This window comes from Dissulfurirhabdus thermomarina, assembly GCF_012979235.1.
Lineage (GTDB): Bacteria > Desulfobacterota > Dissulfuribacteria > Dissulfuribacterales > Dissulfurirhabdaceae > Dissulfurirhabdus > Dissulfurirhabdus thermomarina.
The window spans coordinates 58,980-69,426 of record NZ_JAATWC010000011.1 but is presented as its reverse complement, the minus strand read 5'-3'; the positions used below and the strand labels follow the sequence as shown (position 1 = coordinate 69,426).

General features: G+C 70.1%; 9 protein-coding genes. 6 read left to right on the top strand and 3 right to left on the bottom strand.

All coding sequences use genetic code 11. The annotated features are described in order from the left end of the window. The first annotated feature begins 326 nt into the window (after positions 1–326). Complete coding sequence (locus HCU62_RS10910) at positions 327–2,051, top strand: alpha-amylase family glycosyl hydrolase (RefSeq protein ID WP_163299006.1); 1,725 nt, start codon at positions 327–329, stop codon at positions 2,049–2,051. 54 nt (positions 2,052–2,105) lie between these two features. Here HCU62_RS10910 and HCU62_RS10905 read toward each other — a convergent pair whose 3' ends face one another. The 3 genes from HCU62_RS10905 to HCU62_RS10895 form a co-directional block, all read right to left on the bottom strand. Continuing rightward, the gene (locus HCU62_RS10905; RefSeq protein WP_163299005.1) at positions 2,106–2,369 is read right to left on the bottom strand and encodes a S1 domain-containing protein; all 264 of its coding nucleotides are present in this window, start codon (positions 2,367–2,369) and stop codon (positions 2,106–2,108) included. A 155-nt stretch (positions 2,370–2,524) separates the two neighbouring features. Then, complete coding sequence (gene lon, locus HCU62_RS10900) at positions 2,525–4,888, bottom strand: endopeptidase La (RefSeq protein ID WP_163299004.1); 2,364 nt, start codon at positions 4,886–4,888, stop codon at positions 2,525–2,527. Between the two features lie 11 nt (positions 4,889–4,899). Next, on the bottom strand, positions 4,900–5,340 hold the full coding sequence (locus tag HCU62_RS10895) for an Hsp20/alpha crystallin family protein (protein WP_163299003.1): 441 nt from the start codon (positions 5,338–5,340) through the stop codon (positions 4,900–4,902). A 167-nt stretch (positions 5,341–5,507) separates the two neighbouring features. Between HCU62_RS10895 and HCU62_RS10890 the strand changes: the two genes are divergently transcribed. The 5 genes from HCU62_RS10890 to HCU62_RS10870 all read left to right on the top strand — a co-directional run bounded on the left by HCU62_RS10890 (position 5,508) and on the right by HCU62_RS10870 (position 10,445). Continuing rightward, positions 5,508–7,202 (top strand): OFA family MFS transporter, encoded by a 1,695-nt coding sequence (locus HCU62_RS10890; protein WP_163299002.1) that lies wholly within the window; start codon positions 5,508–5,510, stop codon positions 7,200–7,202. A gap of 5 nt (positions 7,203–7,207) precedes the next feature. Beyond that, positions 7,208–8,542: a B12-binding domain-containing radical SAM protein gene (locus HCU62_RS10885; protein WP_163299001.1), complete on the top strand. Its 1,335-nt coding sequence runs from the start codon at positions 7,208–7,210 to the stop codon at positions 8,540–8,542. A 125-nt stretch (positions 8,543–8,667) separates the two neighbouring features. Continuing rightward, complete coding sequence (gene rpsF / locus HCU62_RS10880) at positions 8,668–9,141, top strand: 30S ribosomal protein S6 (RefSeq protein WP_163299000.1); 474 nt, start codon at positions 8,668–8,670, stop codon at positions 9,139–9,141. A 21-nt stretch (positions 9,142–9,162) separates the two neighbouring features. Beyond that, the gene (gene rpsR / locus HCU62_RS10875) at positions 9,163–9,444 is read left to right on the top strand and encodes a 30S ribosomal protein S18 (RefSeq protein ID WP_163298999.1); all 282 of its coding nucleotides are present in this window, start codon (positions 9,163–9,165) and stop codon (positions 9,442–9,444) included. Positions 9,445–9,485: 41 nt separating this feature from the next. Beyond that, entirely contained in the window at positions 9,486–10,445 is a 960-nt protein-coding gene (locus HCU62_RS10870) for a DUF2232 domain-containing protein (protein WP_169755627.1), read from the top strand. The last annotated feature ends 2 nt before the right edge of the window (positions 10,446–10,447 follow it).

Genomic DNA, 10,447 nt, shown 5'->3' with positions numbered 1-10,447 from the left:
TGGGTTACCCGGCCGGCGGAGTTCGCATGGGTTACCCGGCAGGCGGCGTGCGGATGGGGTACCCTGCAGGCGGCGTACGGATGGGTTACCCGGCGGGCGGCCCTTTCGGCTGGCGCTGAGTGCGTTTTGCCCGGAGGCGGCCCTCGGCCGTCTCCGGCCGTCGGATGCCGGCACGACGTGGGGCCCTGGGAGGGGCTCCGCGAGAGGACGCCCCCGGATTCGGGCGGCAACGCCGTCACGGGTGAGGCGGTGCTGCTCGACGCGGCGGGGCCGGGGGCGGTTCCTCTGAACCCGCGTGGCGCGCCCGAGGGCGGTGGAGGTGGGCCATGGGCGAATGGATCGACACCCTGGACCGCGTGGATTTCGCGCCCCCGGCCGAGGTCTTTCCCTCGCCGGCGGACTGGCGGGACCAGTTCATCTACTTCCTCCTCGTGGACCGTTTCGACGACGGCCGCCCCGGCACGCCGCCCTATGATCCCGCCACGGCGCCCCGGGGGCGCGACCCGGCCCAGGGGCGGCTCTTCCAGGGCGGCACCCTCCGGGGCGTCATGCGGCGGCTCGAGTACGTCCGGAACCTCGGTTGCACGGCCATCTGGCTCAGCCCGGTCTTCAAGAACCGGGTGGAACGGAACGATACCTACCACGGGTACGGCATCCAGGACTTCCTCGAGGTCGACCCCCGGTTCGGGACGAAGGAGGACCTCAGGGCCCTGGTTCGGAGGGCCCACGAGGTGGGCCTTCGCGTCATCCTGGACATCATCCTCAACCATACCGGCGACAACTGGGCCTACCCGGGGGACCAGCCGTACTATTACTGGAAGGCGGCGCCGGGGCCCTTCGACTTCGGGTTCTGGCGAAAGGTCGACCCCGCGTCCGGGCTGCAGCCCGACGACGCGGTGTGGCCGCGGGAGTTCCAGTCGCCGGACCGGTACAAGCGCCGGGGGCAGATCCGGGATTGGTCCGACCCCGAGGAGGCGGTCAACGGGGACTTCCTGAGCCTGAAGGAGCTGGACATCACCCGGCCGGAGGTGCTAGACGCCCTGATCCGGAGCTACAAGTCCTGGATCGCCTACGCGGACGTGGACGGGTTCCGGGTGGATACGGTGAAGCACATGGAGGACTCGGCCACGGCCCTCTTTTGTAACGCCGTCCGCGAGTACGCCAAGCGGATCGGGAAGGCCGACTTCTTCATCTTCGGGGAGGTGGTCGGGGACGACGCGGTCATCCAGCGCTATATCGGCCGAAACAGCCGCATCGCGGGCACGAGCGAGCGTTTCCCCTCCCTGGACGCCTGCCTGGACTTTCCCCTCTACTTCGTCCTCGAGGAGGTCGTGAAGGGGTTCCGGAGCCCGGTCCTCCTGCGGGACCGCTACGAGCGGTTCCGGACCCTCTACGCCGACCACGGCGAGGCGGGCCGCTACTTCGTGACCTTCGTGGACAACCACGACCAGATGGCCCGGCCCTACCGGCGGTTCATGCACCGGAACCCCTTCCCGGAGCAGGCGGTCCTGGCCGTGGGGTATCTCCTCTCGGCCCAGGGCATCCCCTGTATTTATTACGGCACGGAGCAGGGCTTCGACGGGGGCGGCGACAACGACGGCTACGTCCGCGAGTGCATGTTCGGGGGGCGGTGGGGGGCCTTCGACACCACCGGGGTCCACTTCTTCGACGAGTCGAACCCCATCTACCGGGGCATCCGGGCCGTGGCGGAGGTGCGGGCCCGGGAACCCGCCCTGCGCTACGGCCGCCAGTATTTCCGCGAGACCTCCAGGGACGGGGCGCGCTTCGACTTCCCGGGAGAGGTGCCCGGCACCCTCGCCTTCTCGCGGATCCTGGACACGGACGAGATCCTGGTGGTCATGAATCTCTCCGGATCGCCCCGGGGCGACCTTGTCACGGTGGACCATCGGCTGTCGCCGCCGGGGTGCCGGCTGGGCGACCTCCTCGGCGGCCGGGGCCCCTGCAGCGTCGGGGAGGCGGGCGGCCGGGCCTGCGTCCGGGTGCCGCTGGAGGGATACGCCATGGCCCTCCTGAAACGCGAAGGGGCCTGAACCCTTCGGCGCGGGGGCCCTCCCGCCCGGCCGGGGGCTCGGGCGGAGGCGGGCTCAGCAGGCGTCGCCGAGGATCCGGGTCACCTTGCCCTCCTGGATCTTGACCCGGTCTCCCACCTTGTACTTCTTGGCCTCCTCGGCGGGGAGCACGGCCGAGGCGGTGCCGCCCTTCTTGCACTTGACGGTGAGGGTTCCCCCCTCGATCTTCTGGATCTTTCCCTTGCAGGCGGTGGGATCGGCCGGCCCGCCGGAGACCCCGGCGCAGGCTGTGAGGCCGGCCAGGGCGGCGGCGAGGCAGGCGGCGGAGAGTGTTCGCATCTCAGGACCTCCGTGGGGCGTCGTCCTCCATCCCGCCCTATGGATACCCGGCACCGGCGCCTGGGTCCAATGGAATTTATTTATAGTTCCTTTTGAAGAAATAGAAAAATTAAATCCATTTCGGCCCGGAAGGGGTGGGCGGGTGATTTCCCGCCCTAGTCCCTGGGCTTCTTCCGTCGTTCCCCGCGGAAGGCGATGGCCGCTGCGTCGTCGAGTTTCGAGACGAGGTGGAGGGTGAGGGCCTTCCGGACCGGCTCGGGGACGTCTTCCAGGTCCTTGGCGTTGCGGCGGGGGAGGATGACTTCCTTGATCCCGGCCCGGTGGGCGGCCAGGACCTTCTCCTTGATGCCCCCAACGGGGAGCAGCAGGCCCCGCAGGCTGATCTCGCCCGTCATGGCCACCTCGGGCCGGACGGGCCGGTCGGTGAAGAGGGAGAGCAGGGCCACGGCGATGGTGACGCCGGCGGAGGGGCCGTCCTTGGGGATGGCGCCCGCCGGGACGTGGATGTGGATGTTCTGGTCCTGGAAGGCCTCCTCGGGGATCTTGTACTCCGCCGCCTTGGAGTGGATGTAGCTCAGGGCGGTCTGGGCCGACTCCTTCATGACCTCGCCGAGCTTCCCGGTGAGGATGAGGCGGTTCGGGCCCTTCATCTTGGTGGCCTCGATGAAGAGGATCTCGCCCCCGGTGGGCGTCCAGGCCAGCCCCGTGGCCACGCCGGGCAGCCGCGTCCGCTCCGCCACCTCCGACTCGTACCGGGCCGGGCCGAGGTATTCCTGGAGGGAGGAGAGGCGGATACGCACCTTTTCCGTCCGCCCCTTGGCCACCTCCTTGGCCACGCCCCGGCAGACGGCGGCGATCTCGCGCTCGAGGTTGCGGACGCCCGCCTCCCGGGTATAGGCGGTGATGAGGCGCTCCAGGGCCCGCTTGTCGAAGGTGAGGTGGGCCCGGGTGAGGCCGTGGGCCTCGAGCTGGCGGGGGATCAGGTACTTCCGGGCGATCTGGAGCTTCTCCTCCAGGGTGTAGCCCGCCAGCTCGATGACCTCCATCCGGTCGAGGAGCGGTCCGGGGATGGCGTCGAGCACGTTGGCCGTGGCGATGAAGAGGACCTTCGAGAGGTCGAATTCCACGCCCAGGTAGTGGTCCGTGAAGGTGGCGTTCTGTTCCGGGTCCAGGACCTCGAGCAGCGCCGATGCCGGGTCGCCCCGGAAGTCCATGCCGAGCTTGTCGATCTCGTCCAGCATGAAGACGGGGTTGTTGACGCCCACCTTGCGGAGCCCCTGGATGATGCGCCCCGGCATGGCGCCCACGTAGGTGCGGCGGTGCCCCCGGATCTCCGCCTCGTCGCGGACGCCGCCCAGGGAGATCCGCAGGAACTTGCGGCCCATGGCGCGGGCGATGGATTTCCCGAGCGAGGTCTTGCCCGTCCCGGGCGGCCCCGCGAAGCACAGGATGGGGCCCTTCAAGTCGGGCTTGAGCTTGCGGACGGCCAGGTACTCGAGGATGCGCTTCTTGACCTTCTCGAGGTCGTAGTGGTCCTCGTCGAGGATCCGCTCGGCGCGGTCGATGTCCAGGTGGTCCTCGGTGGCCTCCGACCAGGGCAGCTCCGCCAGCCAGTCGAGGTAGGTCCGGGCCACGGTGTACTCGGAGGAGGAGGGATGCATGCGGGCCAGGCGGGCCAGTTCCCGCTCGGCTTCCTCCATGGCGGTCTCCGGCAGCCCCTTGGCCTCGAGCTTCTCCCGGATCTCCTGGACCTCGTCGCCGCCTTCCTCCCCCTCGCCCAGCTCCCGGCGGATGGCCTTGAGCTGCTCGCGCAGGTAGAACTCCTTCTGGGTCTTCTCCACCTGGTTCTTGACCTTGCCCTGGATCTTCTTGCCCAGTTCCAGGATCTCGTGCTGCTGGGCCAGGATGCCGAGGGCGATCTCGAGCCGGCGCTTCACGTCGAAGGCCTCGAGGACCGCCTGCTTCTCCTCGGGGGGGATGTTCAGGTGGCTGACCACGATGTCGGCCAGGACGCCGGGGTCGTCCACGGTGTTCACGATACCGCCCAGCTCGCCGGGGAGGTTGGGGGCGAGTTCCAGCACCCGGACGAAGAGCTGGCGGAGGTTCACCACCAGGGCCCGGATCTCGATGTCGCCCTCCGGCACCTCGTCGGCCACGGAGGCCACGTTGGCGCGCAGATAGGGCTCGTCGCCGGTGATCTTGAGCACCCGGATCCGGGAGACGCCCTGGAGGAGCAGCTTGGCGTGGCCCTCGTCGTCCTTGGCCATCCGGAGGATGAGGGCGAGGGTCCCAACGGGGCGCAGGTCCAGCTCCCCCTCCCGCTGGCCGGGGCTCACCGGCACCACGGCGATGGTCCGGTCGGCGGCCAGGGCGTCGTCCACCAGGCGGACGAGGCCCGGGTCCTCCACGCTCCAGGGGACCACCATGTGGGGAAAGAGCACCATTCCCCGGCTGGGGATCAAGGGGACTTCCCGGACCGTTTCCCGTGTCGCGTTCTGCCCGTGGTTCGTGCCTTCCATGTCGTATCCCTTCAGCCCGTCACGGTGATCTTCGTGGGCGCCTCGGGCTTCCGCCGCTCCAGGCGGACCGTGAGGAGCCCGTTGTCGAAGACGGCTTCCACCTTGTTCTCGTCGATGTAGGAGGGGAGGCGGACCATCCGCTCGAAGGGCCCGTATTCCACCTCCATCTGGTAGAAGTGCCGGCTTTCCTTCTGGGGGGGCGGCCGGCGGACGCCCGCGATCCGGAGATACGGGGCCTCCAGGGTGACCTGGACGTCTTCCCGGGCCACCCCGGCCAGGGCCGCCACCACGTAGACCGTTTCGCCTTCCCGGTACACGTCCACCGAGGGCGACCACCCCTGGCCGAAGAAGACCACGGGGTTGCCGTAGCGCAGGAGGGTGCCCGCCATCCGGTGGAGGCTGTCCGTGAGCTCGCCGATGTTGCGGCCGATCTTGATCTTGATGATGGGCATGGTCTCGTCCTCCCGCCCGTCCGGGTGTTTCTCATCTCAAAATAGGTTCGCCGGCGTGTGGAGGCAACCCGCCGGCGCGGTCCGGGGAGGAGGAGGGTGGCGAAGGGCCGCGTTTTTGTCTAATCTCGCCGGGAGTCTCATCCGGAACGGAAAGGAGGTACCTCCGCATGGCGGGACTCTTGTCCAAGGAACGCATCGTTGCGCGGCCCGGGTTCAACCGGTGGCTGGTGCCGCCGGCCTCCGTGGCCATCCACCTCTGCATCGGCTCCGTCTACGCCTGGAGCATCTACAACCCCGCCCTGGTCAAGGCCCTCGGCGTGGTGACCAGCGCCGCCGGCGATTGGAGCATCCGCGACGTGGTGTGGGTCTTCACCGTGGCCATCGTCTTCCTGGGCCTGTCGGCGGCCTTCGCCGGCAAGTGGCTCGAGGAGGTGGGCCCGAGGAAGGTGGGCGTGGTGGCCGCCCTGTGCTGGGGCGGCGGCTACCTCGTCGGCGGCCTGGGCATCCTCCTCCACCGGCTCTGGCTGGTCTACTTGGGCTACGGCGTCATCGGGGGATGCGGCCTCGGCCTGGGCTACGTCTCGCCGGTGAGTACCCTGATCCGGTGGTTCCCCGACCGGCGGGGGATGGCCACCGGGATGGCCATCATGGGCTTCGGGGGCGGGGCCATGATCGGCGCCCCGCTCAAGGAGTTCCTGATCCGCCACTTCTACCGGGCCCCCGAGTACCTGGGCCCGGTGGACGCCGTCCACCTGGTGACCCAGGGCGGCAAGCGCTTCGCCGAGGTGGCCGGGACGCTCCGCGAGGTGGTGGTGGTGGGGGCCAGGGACCTGGCCGGGATGATCCAACCCGGGCCGGAGGGCGTCTACCTCGTGGGCACCGGGAGCGTGGGCGTGGCCGAGACCTTCTTCGCCCTGGGCCTTCTCTACGCCGTGGTCATGCTGGCGGCGGCCTTCTCCTACCGGATACCGCCCCCGGGCTGGAAGCCGGAGGGCTGGATCCCCTTGGACCACGACCAGGCCGCCCGGAAGATGATCACCCGCGAGCACGTCCACATCGACCAGGCCTTGAAGACGCCCCAGTTCTACCAGCTCTGGCTGATCCTCTGCCTGAACGTCACCGCGGGGATCGGGGTCCTCGGCGTGGCCAAGACCATGATGACCGAGATCTTCGGGACCACGCTCCCCCACGTGGTGGACGGGGCCTTCGCCGCCACCTACGTCATGATGATCAGCGTCTTCAACATGACGGGGCGGTTCTTCTGGGCCAGCGTCTCCGACTACCTGGGCCGGAAGCGCACCTTCGCCCTCTTCTTCGTGCTGGGGATCGTCCTCTATCTCTCCATCCCCTGGTGCGCCCGGGGCGTGAGCGCCAACCCTTCCGTGGTCTGGCTCGTCTACTTCTACGCGGCCACCATGCTCATCTTCACCATGTACGGGGGCGGCTTCTCCACCATCCCCGCCTACCTCGCCGACGTCTTCGGGACGAAGTTCGTCGGCGGGATCCACGGCCGGATCCTCACCGCCTGGAGCACGGCGGGGGTCCTGGGGCCGCTGGCCATCACCTCGTTCCGCGAGCGATCCCTGCACCGGGCCATCGAGGCATTGGCGGCAAAGGTGGACCCGGAGGCCTTCCGCCGGGCCTTCGGGGCCGGGATCGACCAGCTGGATCTCCTGGTGCGGCAGAAGACCGTGACCGTGGCCAAGCTCATGGAGATCGCCCCGGCGGGCACCCCGGATCCCACCAGCGGCCTCTACAACACCACCATGTTCCTCATGGCGGGGCTCCTGGCCGTGGCCTTCGTGGTCAACGCCCTCATGCGGCCCGTGGACCCGAGGCACCACCTCCGGGAGGAGGACTGAGCCCGGTGGCCCGGCGGCGTTCCCTGGACATCCTGCTGGTCTCGCCCCTGGCACCCTCGAAGCTCCTCGGCGGAAACTTCTACTTCCGGCTTCCCTTCCTGGGGCTGCCCACGGTGGCGGCGTATACGCCGCCGGGCGACCGGGTGCGGATCGTGGACGAGAAGGTCTCGCCCATCCCCTGGGAGCCCAAGCCGGACCTCGTGGGTATCACCGCCATGACGCCGCTGGCGCCCCGGGCCTACCAGATCGCCGACCGGTTCCGGGCCATGGGGGTCCCCGTGGTCATGGGCGGGATGCATCCCACCGTCATGGCCGAGGAGGCCCTGCGCCACGCCGACGCCGTGGTGGTGGGCGAGGCGGAGGGGGTCTGGCCCAGGGTGGTGGAGGAGGCCCGGGAGGGGCGCCTGTCCGGGCTCTACCTGGCCCGGGATCGGCCGGACCTCGCCGTCGCCCGCCCGCCCCGGCGGGACCTCCTCGAGGCCGGGAGGTATCTCCCGGTCACCTTCATCGAGACCAGCCGGGGGTGCCCCCACGCCTGCCGGTTCTGCTCGGTGACCCGGTTCTTCGGCGGGCGCCACCGGACCTTCCCCGTGGACGACGTGGTGGCCCAGCTCCGGGAGCTTCGCCCTACGGAGCGGCGCTTCGCCCTCAAGAACTGCGTCTTCTTCGTGGACGACAACATCATCGGCGACCCGGACCACGCCCTGGCCCTCTTCGAGGCCATCCGGCCCTTCCGCTTGAAGTGGTTCGGGCAGGCCTCCATCTCCCTGGCCGAACGCCCCGACCTCCTCGAGGCCATGGCGGCCTCGGGGTGCCTCGGGCTCGAGATGGGCTTCGAGACCCTCTGCGAGGACGCGGAGGCGAGGCGGATCGGAAAGCCCGTGCGCGACCCGAAGGACGTCCTGGAGGCCGTGGAGGTGATCCGTTCCCACGGCATCGGCCTCCAGGGCTCCTTCATCTTCGGCTTCGACCACGACGATCCCGGCGTCTTCGAGCGCACCGCCCGATTCGTGGACCGGGCCCGGCTCAACGCCGTCTACGTGGGCATCCTCACGCCCTACCCCGGCACCGCCCTCCACGCCCGGCTTCGCAAGGAGGGCCGCCTGCTCCACGAGCGGTGGGAGGAGTACGACACCGCCCACGTGGTCTTCCGGCCCAGGCGGATGACCCCCAGGCAGCTCCTGGAGGGCTACCACCGGGTGCTCCGCCACGTCTACTCGTGGCGGAGCATGGGACGCCGGCTCCTCGGCAGCCGGGTGGGGATGAACTTCTTCGTCCCCATGAACCTCGGCTTCAAGGTGTCGCTCCGGCGTTTTCTCCGGGACGCCGCCGCCGAATAGGGGGCGCCGCCCCCGCCGGCCTTGACGATTGCCGGCATTCCGTGTATCTAGGGCGCTCGGACCAACCTCGCTCCTTGCACCGGCCCGCCGGGCCGGCGCCACTTCGTGCCCGAAAGGAGGTCCCGATGTCCCTGCGTTACTACGAAACCCTCTACCTCTTGCGGCCCGACCTCGGAGAGGCCGACCGCGCGGCGGTGGGCGAGGCCCTCCGCGGGATCGTCACCAGCCGCGGCGGCCAGGTGGTCGAGGAGGCGCCCTGGCCCCTCCGGCGGCTGGCCTACCCTGTCAAGAAGCACACCCAGGGCTACTACGTGCTCATGGAGTACGGCGCCACCCCCGACACCGTGGCCGAGATCACCCGGGTCCTCCGGATCGACGAGCGGGCCCTGAAGTTCCTTACCCTCCAGAAGGACGACACCTTCGACGCCGAGGCCATCGCCCGCGAGAAAGAGGCCCTCGCCCAGAAGAAGGCCGCCGAGGCCCCCGCCGAGGCCGCGGCACCGGAGGCCGCGTCGCCCCGGCAAGAGCCTGCGCCCGCCGCCGAGCCAGAAACCCCGGCCGAGCCACCGGCCCCGGCCACAGACGAGCCGGCCGAGTAACGGCGACAGAGGAGGCCCCCCATGTCCAACGGATCCCCGCAGTTCCAGCGTCCCCGCCGTCCGAAGCGCCGCCGCTTCTTCCGCCGCCGCAAGGTTTGCCGCTTCTGCGCCGACAAGTCCCTGGTCATCGACTACAAAGACGCCGCGGCGCTCCGCCATTTCATCACCGAGCGCGGGAAGATCCTCCCCCGCCGCATCACCGGGACCTGCGCCCGCCACCAGCGGCGGCTCACCACCGCCATCAAGCAGGCGCGGATCATGGCGCTCTTGCCCTTCACCTCCGGCCACGCCCTGGGTGACTGATCCGTCCGCGTCCCCGCCGGCCCTTGCCCGATCCCGGTAGGATGCCGCCGCGCCCCGCCCCACGGGGGCTCGACGCCGGCCTCCGCCTGGCGGCGGTCGCCGGGGTCTTCCTCGTACCGGCCGTGGCGCCGCCGCTGGCCGGGGTCCTCCAGCTGGCCGGGGCCGGCGCCGCTGCCGCCTGGCTCGAGGGCTGGCGCCCCGCGGCCGCGATCCGCGGTGTCATGGCCGCCGTCGGGGCGGCGCTCCTCGCCTCGGCGCTCTTGCTCGGCGGGCGGGGCGGGCTCTGGATCCTGGAGACGGGACTGCTGGCGGGGTTGTTGCTCCGGGCCCGGCACCTGGCCTGGTCCGGGCCCCGGGCCCTCTGGACCGCCGTCCTGGTGCTCGCCGTTTCGCTGGCCTTCTTTCTCGCACTCGGGAGCGGGGGAGACGCCGGGCAGGCCTGGGAGGCCCTTTGCGGGGAGGTGGGCCGGGGCCTCGAGAGCTCCTTCGGGGTCCTTTCGAACCGCCCGCCGCCGGGGCTCACCCCCGAAGAGGTCCAGGCGGAGGTGGCCGCCCTCCGGGCGCGAACGCTCCATTTCCTCCCGGGGATCCTCTTCCTCTCCCTCTTCACCGTGGCCCTGGCCAACCTCTTCGTGGCCCGGCTTCTGATCCACCGCTGGGCGGGGCGGGAGGTCTTCGGCCCGGCCTTCCGCCTGTGGCGCTTCCCGGAGGCCCTCGTCTGGCCCTTCATCGCCGCCGGTCTCCTCTCCCTTTACGGGAGGGGCGGGGCCGGGGCCGTGGGCGACAACCTGCTCCTCGGCCTCGGCGGGGTCTACCTCGTCCAGGGGCTGTCGGTGATCGCCTTCCACATGGAACGGCGGCGCGTGCCGGGCTACCTCCGCTGGGGCTTCTACGTGTTGCTAAGCCTCCAGTGGTATGGTCTATTATCCGCGGCCGCGTTGGGGCTCTTGCACACCTGGTTCCCCCTCGGACGGGGGGGCGGCGCGGGCGACACCACTTGAAT

What these genes read in the sequence shown, in the direction of transcription:
- rpsR (WP_163298999.1), top strand. Translation starts at nt 9,163, where the DNA reads ATGTCCAACGGATCCCCGCAGTTCCAGCGTCCCCGCCGTCCGAAGCGC.
- HCU62_RS10910 (WP_163299006.1), top strand. Translation starts at nt 327, where the DNA reads ATGGGCGAATGGATCGACACCCTGGACCGCGTGGATTTCGCGCCCCCG.
- HCU62_RS10870 (WP_169755627.1), top strand. Translation starts at nt 9,486, where the DNA reads ATGCCGCCGCGCCCCGCCCCACGGGGGCTCGACGCCGGCCTCCGCCTG.
- HCU62_RS10895 (WP_163299003.1), bottom strand. Translation starts at nt 5,340, where the DNA reads ATGCCCATCATCAAGATCAAGATCGGCCGCAACATCGGCGAGCTCACG.
- HCU62_RS10905 (WP_163299005.1), bottom strand. Translation starts at nt 2,369, where the DNA reads ATGCGAACACTCTCCGCCGCCTGCCTCGCCGCCGCCCTGGCCGGCCTC.
- HCU62_RS10890 (WP_163299002.1), top strand. Translation starts at nt 5,508, where the DNA reads ATGGCGGGACTCTTGTCCAAGGAACGCATCGTTGCGCGGCCCGGGTTC.
- lon (WP_163299004.1), bottom strand. Translation starts at nt 4,888, where the DNA reads ATGGAAGGCACGAACCACGGGCAGAACGCGACACGGGAAACGGTCCGG.
- rpsF (WP_163299000.1), top strand. Translation starts at nt 8,668, where the DNA reads ATGTCCCTGCGTTACTACGAAACCCTCTACCTCTTGCGGCCCGACCTC.